The organism is Micromonospora sp. NPDC047557, assembly GCF_043205095.1.
GTDB lineage: Bacteria > Actinomycetota > Actinomycetes > Mycobacteriales > Micromonosporaceae > Micromonospora.
In genome coordinates this window covers 33,208-52,093 of the sequence record NZ_JBIDDK010000009.1, presented here as the reverse complement: position 1 = coordinate 52,093, position 18,886 = coordinate 33,208, and the positions used below count along the sequence as shown (strand labels likewise).

The following is an 18,886-nucleotide window of genomic DNA, read 5'->3' as shown; positions in this document are numbered from 1 at the left end:
GCGGAATCCGCTTGTTAGTGGCGGCGGGCTCCGGCGAAGTGGTCCCGGTGAGCGCACGGGGCCTGGACGTCGCCGGAACCATCGCGCGCGAAGGCTCGCTGGGGCGGATCCCGGACGTCAGCGTCGCGACGCCGTGACCGGTCGCGGCCGATCCAACACCGTGTCGGCCCTGCGATGCCACCAGTGGCGCGACGCCAGCGCCGCCAGCCCGGCGCCGGCGGCGTTGAGCAGTACATCGTCCACGGACGTCACCCGGTCCAGCCGCAGGACGTACTGCGCGGCCTCGACCAGGACCGAGCAGCCCGCGGCGAGCGCCACGATCCGTGGTACGGACGCCAGTGCCGCGAACCGCAGCGGAGCGAAGAATCCCAACGCCGCGAACACCAGGAGGTTGCCGACGACCTGACCCGTCAGCGTCAGCAGCCCACCGTCGGAGAAGATGGTGAACAGGTCACGGAGCGGCACCAGGCTCAGCCGCCCGGGAACAGCACCCGCCCGGGAGCCCGGCAACATGATCATCCAGACCCACGGCAGCGTCCCGTACACGATGCCGACCTCGGCCAACGACGTTCGCCACGCCCACGGGGCGCCGTTCGCACGCCGACGGCCACGGCCTCGACGTCCGCCGCCGACGCCGGCCGCATCGCCGAGTCCCCCATGACCGCCAGGCTACGACGTGACCCGTCGCGTCGCCTCGGCCACTCAGGTGGCCCGGACCGCCTCGATGATCGACTCGGCGACCTCGCCCGGCCGGGCCACCGCCATCGCGTGCGAGCCACCGACGATCTCGCGCTGGCCCCGCGGGGCGGCCCGCTCGGCCATGAACCGGTGGGCGGCGGCCGGGATGTTCATGTCGGCGTCGCCGAACACGAACCAGCTGGGCAGGGATCGCCAGGCGGGCTCGCCGGAGAGCCCGTCGCTCAGAGCCTGCTCGGTGATCGGCCGCTGGGTACGGGCCATCAGCGCGGCGAGGTCGCTCGACACGTCCGCGGCGAACTGCGCGTGATAGGCGTCCTGGCCGATCGCCACCTCGTTGCCGCCGGTCGACACCGGGTACTGCACCAGGGTGTCGGCGAGCGTGCTGCCGGGGAACTTCCCGGACAGCGACAGCGCCGATTCGCCAGTGTCCGGGGCGAAGGCGTTGACGTACACGAGGGCACGCACCGTTGTGTCGCCCGCCGCGGCCTGCGTGATCACCATGCCGCCGTACGAATGACCGACGAGAACGACCGGGCCACCGATCCCGCGTACCACATCCCGCACGTACGCGGCGTCGCCCGCGACGCTGCGCAGCGGGTTCGCGGCGGCCACCACGTTGTACGCGGCGCCCAGCCGCTCGATCACGCCGTTCCAGCTCGCCGACTCGGCGAACGCGCCGTGCACGAGGACGATGGTGGGCTCCGGATCGGCCATGACACGCGCTCCCTTGCTCCGTGACAGTGTTCATCCGCCGGCACGCCGGCAGGCCTGATTACCCGTTCGGCGACCGCGAAACGCGTCGTAATCCGCTTGTGCCCGGCGGGCGGGGCTGTTTCCCTGTTGCCGATGACCGACCTTCGAACGCCGCGCCTGCGCCTACACCCCATCGACACGGCAGAGGGTGACCGCATCGTCGGCCGACGCCCCGCAGCCGGCGACACCTGGGCCGACGATTTTCCGTTCGACGGCGACGTCCACGGAGTCCGGGCCTTCCTCAACGCCACGGCCGCCCACGGTGACCAGCGCCCCTTCGGGCACTACCGCATCACCCGTACCGCCGACGGGAAGGCCATCGGTGGCATCGGCTTCAAGGGCCAGCCGGACGACGGATGCGCCGAGGTCGGTTACGGCCTCTCCCCGTCCGCGCGCGGTCACGGCTACGCGACGGAGGCACTCGCGGCCCTGCTGGACGTCGCGGCCGGTCACGGGCTGTCCCGCGTCGTCGCCGACACCACCGCGGACAACGTCGCTTCCCAGCGGACCCTCGAACGCGCCGGGTTCCGCCGCGTCGGCACCAACGGCGACCTCCACAGGTACGAGGTCCCCCTCGACGCGCCTTCGCGACCTACTCTGCCGCGGTAGCCCCAGGCCTCCTCCGGCGCTGTCGACGCACCTGCCGGACCGGGAACCGTCGGCGTCCGGAACATCTTGACACCTGTCGATGTTAGCGCCAACACTTAGGGCCGTTACGTGGGCGCAACGCGCTCGACATGATCCCGGCCCGCGGGCGTTCCTTCCCAGCGGGTGCCGCGGGTTGATCGCCGCTTTCGCGGCCGATCGGCTCTCGCGCACAGACGTCACGGAGGACAGATGCCGCTGCGACTCCACCGAACCGATGCCGCCGCCCGCCGAGGCACCGGCCCGGGGCGTACCGGTCGCGGTGGCGCCCGAGGCCCCCGATCGCTCCTGGTCGCGGTGCTGGTGGTGCTCGCCGTGTCGGCCGGCCTGCCGATGGGCGCCGGGCCGGCGTACGCCGCACCCGCCGTGAGCTACACCAACCCGTTGGCCAACCAGCGGGCCGATCCACACATCTTCCGGCACACCGACGGCTACTACTACCTGACCGCGACAGTGCCGCAGTACGACCGGATCGTGCTGCGGCGTGCGACCACCCTGCAAGGGTTGGCGACGGCCGCGGAGACGACGATCTGGAACCGGCACACCAGCGGAGAGATGGGCGCCCACATCTGGGCGCCGGAGATCCACTTCATCAACAACCGGTGGTACGTCTACTTCGCCGCGGGCCGCACCGACGACGTGTGGCGCATCCGGATGTACGTGCTGGAGAACGCCAACGCGAACCCGCTGACCGGTTCGTGGACCGAACGCGGCCGGATCACGACACCCTGGGACACCTTCAGCCTGGACGCCTCGACCTTCGTGGCCAACGGCGTGCGCTACCTGACCTGGGCGCAGCAGGAGCCGGGCATCTCCACCAACTCGAACGTCTACCTCGCCCGGATGGGCGCCAACCCGTGGCAGATCACCGGCACCGTGACCCGGCTCGTCGTGCCGACGTACGACTGGGAGACCCGCGGCTACCGGGTCGCCGAGGGGCCTGCGGTGATCCAGCGCAACGGCCGCCTCTTCCTGACCTACTCCGCCAGCGCCACCGACGCCAACTACTGCCTCGGGATGCTGAGCGCCTCCGCCACCGCGAACCTGCTCGACCCCGCCGCCTGGAGCAAGAGCCCCAACCCGGTGTTCACCAGCAACGCGGCCACCGGCCAGTACGGCCCCGGCCACAATTCGTTCACCGTCTCCGAGGACGGGCAGAGCGACATCCTGGTCTATCACGACCGCAACTACCGGGACATCAGCGGCGATCCGCTCAACGACCCGAACCGACGGACCAGGGTGCAGAAGGTGTACTGGAACGCCGACGGCACCCCCAACTTCGGCATTCCGGTGCCCGACGGGGCCACCCCGGTCCGGCTGCGGTCGCACGACCTGACCACCAGCTACATCCGGCACTACGACTACCGGGCCCGGGTCGAGCCGAACGTCACCAACCTCGCCGACAGCCAGTTCCGCATCGTCAACGGCCTGGCCGGCGGCGGAACGGTGTCACTGGAATCCACCAACTTCCCGGGCTACTACCTGCGTCACTACGGCTTCGCCCTGTCCATCGCGCGGAACGACGGCTCGTCGGTCTTCTCCAGCGACGCGAGCTTCCAGCGCCGGTCGGGCTTGGCGGACAGCGCCGGGCTCTCGTTGGAGTCGCAGAACTACCCGGGCCGCTACGTCCGCCACCGCGACGGCCTGCTCTACCTGGAGGCGGTCAGTTCGAGCGCCGAACGCGCCTCCGCCACCTTCCACCTGGAATAGCGGGACCGGGTCGGCTGCCCCACCAGCACCGTGCCCGCCCCGCGACCCCGAGATCGTCGGCCGGTCCTCGCGACCCGCCGACGCCGATTGGAGCATCCGATGATCCGGCGTCCCACCATCGCCGTCCTGGCCGGACTCTGCCTCGCGGCCAGCGCCGCCCCGCTGCCCGCCGCCGCACCTGTGAGCGCTCACACCACGGCCGCCGTCGCGCTCGCCGGTCCGCCCGGCACACCGCCCGGAGCGTGCCTGACGGGGGCCGGGTCCGGGTCACCGCTGCCGTCCAGCTCCGTGACGGCGACGAAGATCCGTAGTGGCTTCAACTTCCTTGAAGGGCCCGTCTGGGTCGCCGACGGCGGCTACCTGCTCTTCTCCGACATGGCCCCCGGCACCGGGCCGTACAACGTCCAGCCGTCGACGATCCGCCGGTTCACCCCGCCGTCGACCTTCGACACGTTCATCGCCAACGCCGGCAGCAACGGTCTGGCGCTCAGTGCCGACGGCCAGCAGGTCATCGCGGCCACCCACGACCAGCGCAGCGTGTCCGCGTACCGGTTGAGCGACCGGAGTCGCAGCACCGTCGCGGCGAACTACCAGGGCCGGGCGTTCAACTCGCCCAACGACGTCGCGGTCCGGTCCGATGGCGTCACCTACTTCACCGACCCCAACTTTCAGCGCGGCAACCGCCCGGACCAGATGAACGGCCGTACCAGCGTCTTCCGCGTCTCCGGCGGCCAGGTGTCGCTGGTGGACGACCAGTTGCGCCAGCCCAACGGCATCGCGCTCTCGCCGGACGGATCCACGCTGTACGTGGGCGCCTACTCCGAAAACAAGATCTACAAGTACGCCGTCCAGCCCGATGGCACCACCGGCGCGCGCAGCGTCTTCGTGAACTACATCGGCGGTCCGGACGGCGTCACGATCGACTGCGCCGGCAACGTGTACTGGGCCTCGGGCGGGGACTCCCTGGTCCACGTCTACTCCCCCACGGGCACCCAGCTCGGCACGATCCGGCCCGGCTTCTCCGGGACGACAAACGTGGCCTTCGGTGGGCCCGATCGGCAGACCCTCTACATCACCTCAGGGCCGTGGGGCGACTCCGGCCTCTACAGCGTGCGGCTCAACGTCCCGGGCTATCCGTACTGACAGGCGACGCGGTGGCCGGGCCGGCCTCCCAGACCGGCCACCGGGGATCGTCGTTGTGCACGATGATGTCGACGTGGTCGGTCGGGCGGACCGTCGCGTTGTAGAGCTGCTGGGAGGGGATGTAACGCTCCCGCCAGCGCCGTTCGACGTCGGCCCGGGATGACACCCGGCTCTCTCTGACCACGGCACGATCCACCGTCGCCTCGAGCGCGACCGACACGAAGACACGCAGGTCCCACCGGTCGATCAGTTCCGGCCGCATGAGAAAGACGCCGTCGAAGAGCAGCACCGCGTCGGTCGGGGCGGTCGCGACCGGCGGAGACACAACCGTGTCGGTGGTGGGGTCGTAGACCGCGTGTTGGAAGCGACGGTCTCCGTCCGGGCCGAGCGGATCCAGCAGAACCCGCTTCAGCGCCTCGTGGTCGTGGGTGTCGAAGTAGCAACCTTCGGCCGAGTACTCGCCGCGCGGATAGCGCTGCGCCCTGGGGAAGAGGAAATCGTCGATAGTCGCGCGGATGACGTCGCGGCCCTGTGCGCGCAGGACGACGGCCAGTTCGTCGGCGAGGGTGGTCTTGCCGGCGGCGGGCGGTCCGTCGATGGCGACCCGCATCGGGCGTGCGACGGCGACGGACCCGACCGCTTCGGCCAGCCGGCCGAGCACCTCGTCACGGGCGCCGTGCGCCATGCCTGTCCCGCCCATCTGTGTTCCAGACTGGAGCGAGCTTACACTCACGTTCCGTGCCGAGGTCTGGAGACGCCCGCCGATGAGAGGCCGCTACGACAACCTGAAGCGGACCCGCACGCTGGACCCGCGGCGTGACTACCTGGACATCTACCAGACCATGCTGCGCCGCGAGTTCCCCTGGGACATGAAGCTCGGGCTCAACCTCGCCTTCAACCGGTCCTTCTCCATCCCCGCCATCGCCGCCGTGCACACCGCCACCGGCGAGCTGACCGACCGCACCCAGAAGCGCATCGACGACACCGGCCTGCTGATGTACGAGATGGTGCTCAACGGCTTCGACCAACCCCGTGGCCGCGACGCGCTACGGCGCGTCAACCAGATCCACCGCCCGTACGACATCGGCAACGACGACTTCCGCTACGTCCTGGGCTGCCTGGTCGTGATCCCGACGCGGTGGTTGCAGGAGTACGGCTGGCGCCCGCCCTGCTGTCACGAACGGCAGGCGACGTACCTGTTCTACCGGGAGCTGGGCCGGCGGATGGGCATCACGGACATCCCCGGGTCGTACGCCGAGTTCGAGACCTGGTTCGACGCGCACGACGCGGCTCACCTGCAGCCCAACGACGAGGCGGCGGCCATCGAGCGGGCCACGCGGATGTTGATGCTCACGCGGCTCCCCCGGCTGCTCGCACCGCTGGGAAACGCGCTGGTCAGCGCCATGTACGACGCGCCGCTGCGACGTGCGACGCGGGTCGACGCGCCGCCGTGGCCAGTCCGGGCCGGCCTGCACGCGGCGTTGAAGACGCGCTCGCGGCTGCAGCGGTGGTGCGGATCGCCACGGACGACCCCGCTGTTCGCCGAGGGCATGAGAGCCAGGAGCTACCCCGACGGGTACGAGATCAGCCAACTCGGCCCGCACCATGACCCCACCCCCGAGTAGCAGGGGCAGGTGGAGCCGATGGGGTCGCCTTCCGCCGACACCGTCATCTTCGATCTCGACGGCGTACTGCTGCGCGGGGACGCCTTCGGGCTCTTCATGCGGCGCGTCGGCTTCGCGGGCGCTCGACTGCCGCTCGCCGTCGTCCTGCTCCTTCTCCTCGCGCCCGTCATCGCCGTCCCCGCCTTCCGGCCACGGGCGGCGCGGTGGATGAGCCGGATCGGTCTGGTGGGCCGAAGCGCGGGCCACCTGGAGGCGGAGCTCGGCCGTTTCGGCGCGGACCTCGGTGCGGAGCCAGGGCGCATCATCGCGCCCGGTGTCCGGATGATCCGTGCCCACCTTGCCGCGGGCGACCGGGTCATCGTGGTGACCGCCTGCGAGCACACCCTGGCGCGTGCCCTGCTCGACGCGATCGGCCTCGCCGAGGTCGAGCTCGTGGCCTCACACATCCGCGGCCCGAAGCTGATCGTGCACAACCACGGGGCGACGAAGATGGTGCAGCTCGCCGCCCAGGGGGTCACGCCGCCCTGGCGGGTCGCCTACAGCGACTCACTGTCGGATCTGCCCCTCCTCGGCGGCGCGGAGCAGGCCGTGCTGGTCAACGCGAACGCGCGGCAGGCCGCCCGGGCGCGGCGGCTGCTCGGTGCCCGGCTGCGCACCGTCACCTGGAGGTGTGACGTCCCCTCCCAGGGCCAGAACGCGTCCGGCCCGGTCGACTGACCGGAGCCGTCTCCTGGCGGCCGGGGCCACGGGTCATCGACAGTCTCGGATGACCCGAGTTCGTCCCAGGGTCTGAAATCCTATTTACCCAGTAGGAATAGTTGGTTAGCGTGGGAGCCATGATCAGCCAGCTGAATCCTCTCGACGGCACCGCGGTCGCGGTGTCCCGGGGATGTTGCCGTGGCTGGACCACCGCGCGCGGCTGCTGCCGCTGACCACGCGTTCCTGACTTCTCCCTGTCGCCACGCCGTCGACTCGACGACGAGCCGCAGCGTGTCCGCGACCCCATCAACGGCCGCTCGACGCCGCGCCGTGTCCCCGCCTGCCCGGGACGGCGCGCGCCCTGGTCGTTCCCGCCCAGGAGGACTGTCATGACCGTCACCGCCGAACCGGTCGCCCCCATCGATCCGGACACCTTCCGTGCCCTGCTGCGCCGGCAGGCCGCATCGGTCACGGTGATCACCGCCGCCGGAGACCCGCCGGTCGGGTTCACCGCCACCTCGTTCACGTCCGTGTCTCTGCGTCCGCCACTGGTGTCGTTCTGCCTGGCCCGGTCGTCGTCGAGTTGGCCGACCATCGCGGGCGCGGAGCACGTCGCGGTACACCTGCTCGGCGCCGACCAGCGGGAGGTCGCGCGGACGTTCGCCACCAGCGGCATCGACCGATTCGCCACGCACTCCGGCTGGCGGCCCGGCCCGTACGGGGTGCCACTGCTGGACGAGCCGGTCGCCTGGCTGCTGTGCCGGGTGACCGAGCGGGTGGTCGCCGGGGACCACGCGATCGTGCTGGCCGAGCCCCTGACCAGTCGCCACGGCGACGGCGCCCCGCTGCTTTACCACATGGGGCGGTACGCCGCCCTAAAACCGTCCACTAAGGAGCTGTAAGTGAAGTCGTCACCCCATGTCGATCGCCGCGTGTTCCTGTCGGCCGCCCTCGGCGCGGTCGCGCTGGGCCTGACCGCCTGCGCCGGCGACGAGACGCCGACGGCCGCGCTGGCCGCTGGCGCGCCGCTGCCGGAGGCCGTGCCGAAGGGCACGAAGCTCGTCGTGGGCGACAAGGAGCATCAGAAGGCGCTCGAGTTCTCCGGCGAGGTGGACAAGTTCACGTTCCAGGTGGAGTTCGCCAACATCAGCGGTGGTCCGCAGACCCTGGAGGCGTTCCGGGCGAAGGCCCTGGACGTCGGGGCCGTCGCGGACATCCCCCCGATCCATTCCCACTGGACCGGCATACCCACGAAGATCGTCGCGTCCAAGTTCCGCCAGGATCCGCTGAACCACGCCATCTACCGGCTGGGCGTCGCCCCCGGGGTCGCCGTCGCCACGCTCGCCGACATCCGTGGCAAGAAGATCGCGTACAGCCCGGGGCAGGCGCAGGGCGCACTGGTGCTGCGGGTCCTGCACCAGGCCGGGCTGAGCAAGCGGGACGTCAAGCTCGTCGAGCTGCCGAGCACCGGCGACGTGTACGCGACAGCGCTCGCCAGCCGCCAGGTCGAGGTCGCACCGCTCGGGGGTGTGCAGATCCGGCGGTACGCGGCGAAGTACGCCCGCGACGGCGCCACCACGATCCCGCACGGTCTGCGCGACGACCCCGGCCACCTGTACGCACCGGTCACCGTGCTCGCCGACCCGGCGAAGGCGGCCGCGATCCGGGAGTACGTGGGGGCGTGGGCGCGGGCCTGGCGGTGGCGGGAGGCCAACCCGGACGAGTGGATCGAGCGGTACTACGTCAAGGACCAGGGCCTGACCGCCGACGACGGGAGGTGGCTGGTGGAGAACGCCGGCGTCGCCGACATCCCGGCGACCTGGACCGAGGCCGTCGCCCGGCACCAGGAGACCATCGACCTGCTGGCGAAGGAGACCGGCAACAAGCCACTGCGGGCCGAGGACCTGTACGACAGGCGGTACGAGTCCGTCGCCGCGGACGCGCTCGCTCCCGGAGGCGCCCGATGACCGCCTCCCTCCTCACCCGGCCCCACGCCACGGTGCCCGCGCGCGCGAACCGGCCGAGGCGCCGGCTCAAGCCGGGTCGCCCCATTCCGTTCGGGGCGACGCTCGGCCCGCTGCTGCTGCTGGCGGCGTGGGCTGCCGGCTCGGCGACCGGGTGGCTCGACCCGCGTACCGTCTCGGCCCCCTGGACCGTGGTGACGACGGCCGGTGACCTCATCGCGGACGGCCGACTGCAGGACAACCTCGCCGTCTCGGCCCAGCGGGCCGTCCTGGGCCTGGCCTTCGGCACCGTGATCGGCACGCTGCTGGCCGTGGTCGCGGGGCTGAGCCGGTGGGGTGAGGCGATCCTCGACGGCCCGATCCAGATCAAGCGGGCCATCCCTGCCCTCGCGCTGGTGCCGCTGCTCATCCTCTGGCTCGGCATCGGTGAGCAGATGAAGGTCACCACCATCACGCTGGGCGTGCTGGTGCCCGTCTACATCCACACCCACAACGGGCTGCGCAGCATCGACAGCCGGTACGTCGAACTGGGCGACTCGCTGCGGCTGTCGCGGGCCGTCTTCCTGCGCCGCATCGTGCTGCCCGGTGCGCTGCCCGGCTTCCTGCTCGGCATGCGGTTCGCTGTCGTGGGCGCCTGGCTGGCCCTCGTGGTCGTCGAGCAGATCAACTCGACAAGCGGCATCGGCTACATGATGGACCTGGCCCGCCAGTACGGCCAGACCGACGTGATCATCGTCGGCCTCGTCCTGTACGGGCTGCTCGGGCTGCTGTCCGACGGCCTCGTCCGACTCGTGCAGAGGAGGGCGCTGTCGTGGCGACGCACGCTGGCGGACTGACCGGGACTCGACCGGTACGGGTTCAGGGACTGGTGCGTGGCTTCGGCGACCGCACCGTCCTGGACGACCTCGACGTGGAGATCGGCGCTGGGGAGTTCGTCGCGCTGCTGGGGCGTAGCGGCTCGGGCAAGAGCACCCTGCTGCGGGCGCTCGCCGGCCTCGACGATGATCGGCCCGCAGCGGGCGTCGTCGACGTACCGGAGAACTCCTCGGTCGTCTTCCAGGACGCCCGGCTGCTGCCGTGGCAGCGCGTCCTGGACAACGTCGTCCTCGGCCTGCGCGGGCCGGACGCGGCCGCACGGGGCCGCGCGGCCCTCGCCGAGGTCGGGCTCGCCGGCCGTGAACGGGCCTGGCCCGGCGAGCTCTCCGGTGGCGAGCAGCAGCGGGTGGCGCTGGCCCGGGCTCTGGTGTCCGAGCCGGAACTGCTGCTGGCCGACGAACCGTTCGGCGCGCTGGACGCGCTGACCCGGCTGCGCATGCACGGCCTGCTGCGTGAGCTGTGCGCCCGGCACCGGCCCGCGGTGCTGCTCGTCACGCACGACGTCGACGAGGCCGTCACGCTCGCCGACCGGGTGCTGCTGCTCGACGCGGGCCGCATCGCGATCGACCTCGCCATCGACCTGCCGGCGCCGCGCTCGCACCGGCAGCCCCAGTTCCTCGCCTACCGGGAGTCCCTGCTGCGGGCACTCGGCGTCGACCCGACGGAAGGATGACAATGCTGCACCTCAACGCGTTCCTGATGGGTGTCGGCCACCACGAGGCGGCCTGGCGGCTGCCGCAGAGCGACCCGTTCGCGCAGACCGACGTCGCGCACTTCACGAACCTGGCCCGCATCGCCGAACGCGGCAAACTCGACTCGCTCTTTCTCGCCGACAGCCCGGTGCTGTGGAACAGCATCGGCCGGCGGCCGGGCGGCACCCTCGAACCGACGGTGCTGCTCACCGCCCTGGCCGGCGCGACCAGCCACATCGGGCTGATCGCGACCGCCTCGACGACGTACAACGAGCCGTTCAACCTGGCCCGCCGGTTCGCGTCACTGGACCACATCAGCGGCGGCCGGGCCGGCTGGAACATCGTCACCACCGCCGGCGAGCAGGCGGCCCGCAACTTCAACCTGGACCGGCTGCCCTCCCACCGCGACCGGTACGAGCGGGCCGCCGAGTTCATCGAGGTGTCGCGCAAGCTCTGGGACAGCTGGGACGACCGGGCGCCGCTCGGCGACAAGGAGGCCGGGCGGTGGGGCGACGACGACCTGCTCTACCCGCCGGAACACGTGGGGCGGCACTTCCGGGTCGCCGGCGCGCTCAACGTCCCCCGCTCCCCGCAGGGCTATCCGCTGCTGGTGCAGGCCGGGTCGTCCGAGGACGGCAAGGAGCTGGCCGCCCGGTACGCCGAGGCCGTCTTCACCGCCCAGCAGACCCTCGCCGAGGCGCAGACCTTCTACCGCGACCTCAAGCAGCGCGCCGCCCAGGCGGGCCGCGATCCGCAGACCATCAAGATCCTGCCCGGCATCGTGCCAGCGATCGGGGCCACCGAGGCGCAGGCCCGCGCGCTGGAGGAGGAGTTGGACCAGCTGATCAAACCCGAGTACGCCCGGCAGCAGCTCGCCACCACCCTGCGGGTTGCGCCGGAGGACCTCGACCTGGATAAGGAGCTCCCCGCCGACCTGCCCAGCGAGGACGAGATCGAGGGCGCCAAGAGCCGGTACACGCTGATCGTCACCCTGGCCCGGCGGGAACGGCTGACCGTGCGCCAGTTGATCGGCCGGCTCGGCGGAGGGCGCGGTCACCGCACCTTCGCCGGCACCCCCGAGCAGGTCGCCGACGCCATCGAGGAGTGGTACCGCGCCGGCGCGGCCGACGGCTTCAACATCATGCCGCCGGTGCTGCCGTCCGGCCTGGAGGCCTTCGTCGACCACGTCGTGCCCATCCTGCAGCGCCGAGGGCTGTTCCGTACCGAGTACACCGGCACGACCCTGCGGGACCACTACGGCCTGCCCCGCCCGGCGAACCAGTTCGCGCGGCAGCTCGCCGCCACCGCCCGCTGAATCCCTGGAGAGGACGAACGATGGTGGACCACCGACCCTTCGGACGCACCGGCGTACGGGTCAGCGCGCTCACGCTGGGCGCGATGAACTTCGGTCAACGGGGCAACCCGGACCACGAGGACAGCATCCGGATCATCCACCGGGCACTCGACGAGGGCATCACCTCGATCGACACAGCGGACGTCTACTCCGACGGCGAGTCGGAGGAGATCGTGGGCAAGGCGCTCGCCGGCGGGCGGCGCGACGACGTCTTCCTCGCCACCAAGTTCCACGGCCAGGTCGGCGACAACCCGCAGCATCGGGGCAACTCCCGGCGCTGGATCGTCCGCGCCGTGGAGAACAGCCTGCGTCGGCTCCGCACCGACTGGATCGACCTGTACCAGGTGCACCGGCCGGAGCCGGGCACGGACTTCGACGAGACCCTGGGCGCCCTCACCGATCTCGTGCGCCAGGGCAAGGTCCGCTACCTCGGTACCTCCACGTTCGAGCCGTCGGCCATCGTCGAGGGCCAGTGGATCGCGCAGCGGCGCAACCGGGAGCGGGTGGTCAGCGAACAGCCCCCGTACTCCATCCTGGCCCGCGGCGTGGAACGCGAGGTCCTGCCCGTCGCCCAGCGCTACGGCTTGGCGGTGATCCCGTGGAGCCCACTGGCCGGTGGCTGGCTCTCCGGTCGCTACCACGCCGGGCTCGACGCCCCGATCTCTCGCCGGGCCGACCGGCTCCCGGCCCGGTTCGATCCGCGACTGCCGGCCAACGCCGCCAAGCTGGTCGCCGTCGAGAAGCTGTCCGCCCTCGCCGACGAGGCCGGCCTGTCCCTGATCCACCTGGCGATCGCGTTCGTCCTGGAGCACCCGGCGGTCACCTCGGCGATCATCGGGCCCCGCACCCTGGCGCACCTGGAGTCGCAGCTCGGCGCCACGAAGGTGACGCTGTCCCAGGACGTGCTGGACCGCATCGACGCCATCGTCGCACCCGGCACCACGCTCAACCCGGCCGACGCCGGCTACCAGCCGCCCGCACTGACCGATCCGGCGTACCGCCGTCGCGGCGGGTCGGCCACGCCGCCGGCCGGGCTCACCCCGTGAGCGGCGGACCGACGCCGACCATGCGGCCGCCCCTGCGGACCCCGCCCCGAACCCCCGAACGGAGAACCCTCACCATGACCCTGCTCACCCGTCGAGGCTGGCGCCGCGGCGCGGCCGCGATCGCCGCCGCCGCGCTGACCGCAGGCCTCTCCCTCGCCGCGCCGGCGACCGCCGCCACCGCCACGATCGACACCGCCCTCGAGTGGTACGACGTCACCGCGACCGCCATCGCGACCGGCACCCGACCGCAGGTGACCAACAACCGGGCGTGGGCGATCAGCTGGCTCGCCGCGGCCCGCGCGGTCCGGACCGCGCCCGCCTCGCCCGCCTACCAGGACGCCGCGCTCGCGTCCGCCGTGCACACCGCACTGAGCGCCCTGATCCCGGACGGCGCGCCCACGCTCGACGCCGCGCTGCGCACCACGCTCGACCGGGTCCCCGACGGCCGCGCCAAGGACCGCGGTCGCGCCGCCGGCCAACGGGAAGCCCGCTCGTTGATCGCCGAGCGTGCCGACGACGGGCTCGATCCCGCCTCCGTCAACCCGCCGTACCCCACTCCCGCGGCCGGGGCGGGAATCTGGCAGCCGACCCCGCCGAGCTTCACCGCCGCCCAACAGGCCGGAACCCGGTTCGCCACGCCGTTCCTGCTCGACCGCGCGGACCGGTACCGGCCCGGGCCGCCGCCGGCGGTGGGATCGGCGCGCTACCGGGCCGACCTCGCCGAGGTCCGGGCGTACGGTGCGGCCGGCAGCACCGTACGGACACCGCAGCAGACCGACACGGCGACGTTCTGGCTCGGCTCCTCGCTGACCCTCTACACCGGCATCCTGCGTGCCGCGCTCGCCCAGTCCACCCGATCGACCGCCTGGCGGGCGACCCTCGTGGCCCTCTTCCACGTCGCACTCGTCGACACCCAGATCGCGACCTCCGACACCAAGTACGCCTACCTGCGCTGGCGGCCGGTCACCGCGATCCGGGCCGACGGCGACCCCGGCTGGACGCCGCTGCACGACACTCCGGCACATCCGGACTATCCCAGCGGGCACAACACCTACTCCGGGGCCGCCGAAGGGGTGCTCACCGCCCTGATCGGGGCGCGGGCACGGGAGGCGTACACCATCACCAGCCCCAGCCAACCCGGCGTCACCCGCACCTACACCGACTGGCGGCGGCCCACTGAGGAGAACGTCGACGCCCGGGTGTGGTCCGGCATCCACACCCGTACGGCCGATGAGGCGGGCGTCCGGCTCGGCCGTGACGTCGCCGCGCACACCGTCCGCAACGCGGCCCGGCTGTTCGCCTGACCCTGCTCACCGGCGGGGCGGCACGTCGCCGTCCCGCCGGCCTCGCCCGGTTCCATCTTTCTCAGGGAAGGCGTCGCAGATGAGCCCGCAATTCCTCTGGTACATCCCCAACCAGGTCGAGCCCGGTCATCGCGGCGACGACGTCGTCGAGCACCACAACAGTTTGCAGACCCTCACCAGCCACGCCCGGACCCTGGAGGAACACGGGTGGGGCGGCGCCCTCCTCGGGACCGGCTGGGGACGGCCCGACACCTTCACCGTCGCCACCGCGCTGGCCGCCCGGACGACGACGTTCCAGCCGCTGATCGCCATCCGGCCCGGCTACTGGCGGCCCGCCAACTTCGCTTCCGCCGCCGCGACGCTCGATCACCTCAGCGGCGGCCGCGTGCTGATCAACATCGTGTCGGGCACCGACGACCTGGCCGCGTACGGCGACGGCGAGGGCGACCAGGCCCACCGCTACGCCCGCACCCGGGAGTTCCTCCAGATCGTGCGCAAGCTCTGGACCGAGGAGAACGTCACCTACCGGGGCGAGCATTTCAGCGTCACCGACTCGACCGTGGCGCTCCGGCCGGTCGTCCGCGGCGATCGCCGGCACCCCCGGCTCTACTTCGGCGGCGCCTCCCCCGCTGCCGAGGAGGTGGCCGCCACCGAGGCCGACGTCCAACTCTTCTGGGGCGAGCCACTCGACGGCGTGGCCGAGCGAATCGAGCGCCTCCGACTGCTCGGTGACAAGTTGGGACGCGAGCACGCCCCCCTGGAGTTCGGGCTGCGGATCACCACTGTGGTGCGGGACACCACCGAGCAGGCCTGGGCCGACGCCGAAGCCAAGATGGCGCGGATGGCGGCGGGCAACGGCTTCGGTGGGCGGGACCGGCGCTGGCAGACGGCGGTCGGTCAGCGGCGGCTGCTCGACCTCGCCGCCCGCGGTGACGTGCTCGACGACAACCTCTACACCGCCCCCGGCAGGTACGGCGGCGGCGGAGCCGGCACGACCTGGCTGGTCGGCTCCGCCGAGGACGTGGCGAGGTCGCTGCGGAGGTACCAGGCGCTGGGCGTCACCCACTTCGTGCTGTCCGACACGCCCTACCTTCCGGAGATCCGGCGCCAGGGCGACCAGCTGCTGCCCCTGCTGCGGGAGTAGGCGCGGACCGCCCGCAGGTTTTCGACAGGGTGGCTGAACGTGAATCTCGCCTGAGCCCACAGTTCTCGCCCTAGGTTCGATGCGCAGGACGCAGCCGAACCGGGGAGAGACGTGGACAGCTATCCGGCGATCGAGGATCACGGACTCATCGGCGACCTGCAAACCGCCGCGCTGGTGACGTGTGACGGCACGGTCGACTGGTTCTGCGCGCCGCGCTTCGACTCGCCGAGCATCTTCGCGGGCCTGCTGGACAAGGACAAGGGCGGCTACTTCCGCATCGCGCCACACGACGTCCGGTACGTCACCAAACAGCTCTACCTCCCCGGCACGCCCATCCTGATCACCCGGTTCATCAGCGCGGACGGCGTGGCCGAGGTGATGGACTTCATGCCGGTGACCGGCGAGCGGGTCACCGACGCGCATCGCCTAGTCCGCATCGTCACCATGGTCCGCGGCAGCATGCGCTTCCGCGTGGAGTGCCGGCCGCGGTTCGACTACGCCCGGGAAGCGCATCAGCTGGAGCGCCACCGCAACGGCTACGTCTTTCGCAGCCGGTCGGCGACGCTGACGTTCAACCCGGTGGACCCCACGGGCCGGTTGATCTCCGAACGCGGCGAGATTCGCCTCGAGGGCGGCGACCTCGTCGGGTTCGGCACCCTGAACGAGGGCGACACCGGCGGGGTGGTCCTGGAGACCGCCGGCACCGAGCCGCGCGTCATCCCGGCGGAAGAGATCCAGGGCATGTTCGAGTGGACCCGGGACTACTGGCGGCGCTGGGTCGAACGCTCCCGCTACACCGGCCGGTGGCGGGAGATGGTCGAGCGCTCCGCCATCACGTTGAAACTCATGACGTACGCCCCGACCGGCGCGATGATCGCCGCGCCCACGGCGGCGCTGCCCGAGCTGGTCGGCGGAACCCGCAACTGGGACTACCGCTACACCTGGGTGCGCGACACGTCGTTCTCGGTGCACGCGCTGCTCGGGCTCGGCTTCACCGAGGAGGTCAGCCGGTACATGACCTGGCTGGACGAACGGATCCGTGAAGCCGGCGACCACCAGGATCCGCTGAAGATCATGTACCGGGTGGACGGCTCCTCCGACCTGCACGAGGAGGTTCTCGATCACCTGGAGGGCTACCGCGGCTCGCGGCCGGTGCGGATCGGCAACGGCGCCGCCGACCAGCTTCAGCTCGACATCCACGGCGAGGCGCTCTACGCCATGCACCTCGCCGACGAACAGGGCATCCGCGTCTCGCACCAGGTGTGGAAGAGCACCGTCCGGCTCGTCGACTGGCTCTGCCACAACTGGGACCAGCGCGACGCCGGCATCTGGGAGAGCCGCCACCACCCCCGCAACTACACCTTCGGGCGGGTGATGTCCTGGGTGGCGCTGGACCGGGCCATCCGGCTGGCCACCCGCACCGGCCGGCCCGGGGACATGACCTGCTGGACCGAGCAGCGCAACCGGATCTACGACCAGGTCATGGCCCGCGGATACAACCGGGAGCACGGCACCTTCGTGCAGGCGTACGACGAGAGCGTGCTGGACGCGGCGCTGCTCGCCATGCCGTCGGTCGGTTTCGTCACGCCGAGCGACCCAATGTGGCAGTCCACCCTGGAGGCGATCGAACGCGACCTGGTCTCCGACAGCCTGGTCCACCGGTACGACCCGGTCCACTCCCCCGACGGTCTCCCCGGCCATGAGGGCACCTTCAACATGTGCACCTTCTGGTACGTCGAGGCGCTGGCCCGGTCCGGTCGCCTCGACGACGCCCGACTCACGTTCGAGAAGATGTTCACCTTCAGCAACCACCTCGGCCTCTACGCCGAGGAGATCGCCGTGACCGGGGAGCAGATCGGCAACTATCCCCAGGCGTTCAGCCACCTGTCGCTGATCAACTCCGCGCTGACACTCAACGACCTGCTCGACACCGAGGCCGAGGCCCGCAACCGCCGGTAGCACGGGCACCCTCCGGTCGGCCGCGTCGGGCGTGGCCTACCCCCCGACGGCGAGGGCCATTCGGCGTACCGCCTCGGTTATCAGCTCCGGCGCGGTGGCCAGATTCAGCCGGACGTGACCGCCGCCCCCGGTGCCGAAGGCCGTACCGGAGTTGAGCGCCACCCGGCCGCGGTCGAGGAACACGGCCGCGGGGTCGTCACCGAGGCCCAGGGCGCGGCAGTCGAGCCAGGCGAGATAGGTGGCCTGACCGGGGTCGTAGCGGATGGCGGGCAGATGCTCGGCGAGCAGCGCCGCGAGGAGCCGCCGGTTGTCGTCCAGGCCGGTCAGCAGGGCGTCGAGCCACTCGCCGCCGTCGCGGAAGGCGGCGGTGTGGGCGATCACGCCGAGGTGGCTGGTGCTGACGCTGGCCTCGAACGGCACGCGGGCGAGGTCTCCCGCCGCGGCCGGGCCGGCGATCAGCAGCGCAGCGCGCAGGCCGGCCAGGTTCCACCCCTTGGAGGCGGACATCAGCGACAGGCCGGTCTCGGCGCCCGGCACCGAGAGGTACGGCACGAAGCGCGCTCCACCGAGCACCACCGGAGCGTGGATCTCGTCGGCGATCACCCGCACCCCGTGCCGCTGGGCCAGCTGGGCGACGGCGGCCAACTCGTCCGCGGTGTGCAGGACACCCGTCGGGTTGTGCGGGCTGCACAGCAGGTACGCCGCCGGCCGCCCACCGGAACGCGCCTGCCGGAACGCGTCCTCAAGCGTGCCGAGATCGATCCGCAGGTCCCCGCCGAGCGGCGCCTCCACGATCCGGCGGCCGGCGTGCGCCACGAACTCGTAGAACGGTGGGTAGACCGGGCAGTTGACGACCACCGCGTCCCCCGGCTCGGTGACCAGCCGCAACGCCTCGACGACGCCGTGCATCACGTCGGGCACCAGCGCCGTGCGTTCCACCGCCAGCCCGTCCCAACCCCACCGCCGCCGGACAAACTCCGCCAGCGCCTGCGGGTACGCCGTGCCGGCGGTGTAACCGGTGTCGCCGCGCGCGACGGCGTCGGTGATCGCGGTGGCCACCGGCTCGGCCAGCGGCACGTCCATCTCGGCCACCCAGAGCGGCAGCACGTCGTCGGGGTACTCCCGCCACTTGAGGCTCGTCCGTTGCCGGAGCTGGTCGATCGTGAGCTGACAAAGGGGATTCACCGCGTCGCGCGGAGGGTTCAGCACGCCACTCATGGCCGAAGCCTATTCGGCGAGCCCGCAGCGCGCCGGACACCTTTCACGGTGCGAC

The 18,886-nt window shown here is 71.6% G+C and carries 18 protein-coding genes; 14 read left to right on the top strand and 4 right to left on the bottom strand.

The features are described from left to right. Window positions 1-117 precede the first annotated feature (117 nt). Both ACGGAQ_RS21100 and ACGGAQ_RS21095 read right to left on the bottom strand, forming a co-directional pair. Window positions 118-546, bottom strand: coding sequence for a VanZ family protein (locus tag ACGGAQ_RS21100; RefSeq protein ID WP_393051712.1), 429 nt, complete (start codon window positions 544-546; stop codon window positions 118-120). Between the two features lie 156 nt (window positions 547-702). Then, entirely contained in the window at window positions 703-1,413 is a 711-nt protein-coding gene (locus tag ACGGAQ_RS21095) for an alpha/beta fold hydrolase (protein WP_393051710.1), read from the bottom strand. A 132-nt stretch (window positions 1,414-1,545) separates the two neighbouring features. On the opposite strand from ACGGAQ_RS21095, the gene ACGGAQ_RS21090 reads away from it, so the two are divergent. The 3 genes from ACGGAQ_RS21090 (at window position 1,546) to ACGGAQ_RS21080 (ending at window position 4,950) form a co-directional block, all read left to right on the top strand. Continuing rightward, on the top strand, window positions 1,546-2,061 hold the full coding sequence (locus ACGGAQ_RS21090; RefSeq protein ID WP_393051708.1) for a GNAT family N-acetyltransferase: 516 nt from the start codon (window positions 1,546-1,548) through the stop codon (window positions 2,059-2,061). 228 nt (window positions 2,062-2,289) lie between these two features. Beyond that, window positions 2,290-3,807, top strand: coding sequence for a family 43 glycosylhydrolase (locus ACGGAQ_RS21085; RefSeq protein WP_393051706.1), 1,518 nt, complete (start codon window positions 2,290-2,292; stop codon window positions 3,805-3,807). Between the two features lie 99 nt (window positions 3,808-3,906). Then, window positions 3,907-4,950 carry an SMP-30/gluconolactonase/LRE family protein gene (locus ACGGAQ_RS21080; RefSeq protein ID WP_393051704.1) on the top strand — a complete coding sequence of 348 codons (1,044 nt, stop codon included), beginning with the start codon at window positions 3,907-3,909 and terminating at the stop codon, window positions 4,948-4,950. On the opposite strand, the gene ACGGAQ_RS21075 is transcribed toward ACGGAQ_RS21080, so the two are convergent. After that, window positions 4,925-5,635 carry a cytidylate kinase family protein gene (locus ACGGAQ_RS21075; RefSeq protein WP_393052046.1) on the bottom strand — a complete coding sequence of 237 codons (711 nt, stop codon included), beginning with the start codon at window positions 5,633-5,635 and terminating at the stop codon, window positions 4,925-4,927. The two genes, ACGGAQ_RS21080 and ACGGAQ_RS21075, sit on opposite strands and share 26 nt — an antisense overlap. Window positions 5,636-5,714: 79 nt before the next feature. Between ACGGAQ_RS21075 and ACGGAQ_RS21070 the strand changes: the two genes are divergently transcribed. The 11 genes from ACGGAQ_RS21070 (at window position 5,715) to ACGGAQ_RS21020 (ending at window position 17,613) form a co-directional block, all read left to right on the top strand. Beyond that, the gene (locus ACGGAQ_RS21070; protein WP_393051703.1) at window positions 5,715-6,575 is read left to right on the top strand and encodes an oxygenase MpaB family protein; all 861 of its coding nucleotides are present in this window, start codon (window positions 5,715-5,717) and stop codon (window positions 6,573-6,575) included. 18 nt (window positions 6,576-6,593) lie between these two features. Continuing rightward, window positions 6,594-7,292, top strand: coding sequence for a haloacid dehalogenase-like hydrolase (locus ACGGAQ_RS21065; RefSeq protein WP_393051701.1), 699 nt, complete (start codon window positions 6,594-6,596; stop codon window positions 7,290-7,292). A gap of 371 nt (window positions 7,293-7,663) precedes the next feature. Beyond that, entirely contained in the window at window positions 7,664-8,176 is a 513-nt protein-coding gene (locus ACGGAQ_RS21060) for a flavin reductase family protein (protein WP_393051700.1), read from the top strand. Beyond that, entirely contained in the window at window positions 8,177-9,241 is a 1,065-nt protein-coding gene (locus tag ACGGAQ_RS21055) for an ABC transporter substrate-binding protein (protein WP_393051698.1), read from the top strand. It abuts the gene before it with no gap. Next, window positions 9,238-10,074, top strand: coding sequence for an ABC transporter permease (locus ACGGAQ_RS21050; RefSeq protein WP_393051696.1), 837 nt, complete (start codon window positions 9,238-9,240; stop codon window positions 10,072-10,074). Before ACGGAQ_RS21055 ends, ACGGAQ_RS21050 begins: the two co-directional genes overlap by 4 nt. After that, window positions 10,050-10,787, top strand: a complete 738-nt coding sequence (locus ACGGAQ_RS21045; protein WP_393051694.1) for an ABC transporter ATP-binding protein — start codon at window positions 10,050-10,052, stop codon at window positions 10,785-10,787. The genes ACGGAQ_RS21050 and ACGGAQ_RS21045 overlap by 25 nt, the downstream gene beginning before the upstream one ends. Before the next feature lie 2 nt (window positions 10,788-10,789). After that, window positions 10,790-12,121 (top strand): LLM class flavin-dependent oxidoreductase, encoded by a 1,332-nt coding sequence (locus ACGGAQ_RS21040; RefSeq protein WP_393051692.1) that lies wholly within the window; start codon window positions 10,790-10,792, stop codon window positions 12,119-12,121. 20 nt (window positions 12,122-12,141) lie between these two features. After that, window positions 12,142-13,206, top strand: coding sequence for an aldo/keto reductase (locus ACGGAQ_RS21035; protein ID WP_393051690.1), 1,065 nt, complete (start codon window positions 12,142-12,144; stop codon window positions 13,204-13,206). A 74-nt stretch (window positions 13,207-13,280) separates the two neighbouring features. Continuing rightward, window positions 13,281-14,510 carry a vanadium-dependent haloperoxidase gene (locus tag ACGGAQ_RS21030; protein WP_393051688.1) on the top strand — a complete coding sequence of 410 codons (1,230 nt, stop codon included), beginning with the start codon at window positions 13,281-13,283 and terminating at the stop codon, window positions 14,508-14,510. Between the two features lie 79 nt (window positions 14,511-14,589). Further along, window positions 14,590-15,654 (top strand): LLM class flavin-dependent oxidoreductase, encoded by a 1,065-nt coding sequence (locus tag ACGGAQ_RS21025; protein WP_393051686.1) that lies wholly within the window; start codon window positions 14,590-14,592, stop codon window positions 15,652-15,654. Between the two features lie 111 nt (window positions 15,655-15,765). Next, a complete protein-coding gene (locus tag ACGGAQ_RS21020; protein ID WP_393051684.1) occupies window positions 15,766-17,613 on the top strand; it encodes a glycoside hydrolase family 15 protein in 1,848 nt (615 codons plus the stop codon). 36 nt (window positions 17,614-17,649) lie between these two features. Here the strand turns inward: ACGGAQ_RS21020 and ACGGAQ_RS21015 are convergent, their stop codons facing one another. Next, complete coding sequence (locus ACGGAQ_RS21015) at window positions 17,650-18,831, bottom strand: MalY/PatB family protein (protein ID WP_393051682.1); 1,182 nt, start codon at window positions 18,829-18,831, stop codon at window positions 17,650-17,652. Window positions 18,832-18,886: the final 55 nt, after the last annotated feature.

Excerpts from the sequence above, each read along its gene's own strand:
- ACGGAQ_RS21095 (WP_393051710.1), bottom strand. The coding sequence starts at position 1,413 with ATGGCCGATCCGGAGCCCACCATCGTCCTCGTGCACGGCGCGTTCGCC.
- ACGGAQ_RS21090 (WP_393051708.1), top strand. The coding sequence starts at position 1,546 with ATGACCGACCTTCGAACGCCGCGCCTGCGCCTACACCCCATCGACACG.
- ACGGAQ_RS21085 (WP_393051706.1), top strand. The coding sequence starts at position 2,290 with ATGCCGCTGCGACTCCACCGAACCGATGCCGCCGCCCGCCGAGGCACC.
- ACGGAQ_RS21080 (WP_393051704.1), top strand. The coding sequence starts at position 3,907 with ATGATCCGGCGTCCCACCATCGCCGTCCTGGCCGGACTCTGCCTCGCG.
- ACGGAQ_RS21075 (WP_393052046.1), bottom strand. The coding sequence starts at position 5,635 with ATGGCGCACGGCGCCCGTGACGAGGTGCTCGGCCGGCTGGCCGAAGCG.
- ACGGAQ_RS21070 (WP_393051703.1), top strand. The coding sequence starts at position 5,715 with ATGAGAGGCCGCTACGACAACCTGAAGCGGACCCGCACGCTGGACCCG.
- ACGGAQ_RS21065 (WP_393051701.1), top strand. The coding sequence starts at position 6,594 with ATGGGGTCGCCTTCCGCCGACACCGTCATCTTCGATCTCGACGGCGTA.
- ACGGAQ_RS21060 (WP_393051700.1), top strand. The coding sequence starts at position 7,664 with ATGACCGTCACCGCCGAACCGGTCGCCCCCATCGATCCGGACACCTTC.
- ACGGAQ_RS21050 (WP_393051696.1), top strand. The coding sequence starts at position 9,238 with ATGACCGCCTCCCTCCTCACCCGGCCCCACGCCACGGTGCCCGCGCGC.
- ACGGAQ_RS21040 (WP_393051692.1), top strand. The coding sequence starts at position 10,790 with ATGCTGCACCTCAACGCGTTCCTGATGGGTGTCGGCCACCACGAGGCG.
- ACGGAQ_RS21035 (WP_393051690.1), top strand. The coding sequence starts at position 12,142 with ATGGTGGACCACCGACCCTTCGGACGCACCGGCGTACGGGTCAGCGCG.
- ACGGAQ_RS21030 (WP_393051688.1), top strand. The coding sequence starts at position 13,281 with ATGACCCTGCTCACCCGTCGAGGCTGGCGCCGCGGCGCGGCCGCGATC.
- ACGGAQ_RS21025 (WP_393051686.1), top strand. The coding sequence starts at position 14,590 with ATGAGCCCGCAATTCCTCTGGTACATCCCCAACCAGGTCGAGCCCGGT.
- ACGGAQ_RS21015 (WP_393051682.1), bottom strand. The coding sequence starts at position 18,831 with ATGAGTGGCGTGCTGAACCCTCCGCGCGACGCGGTGAATCCCCTTTGT.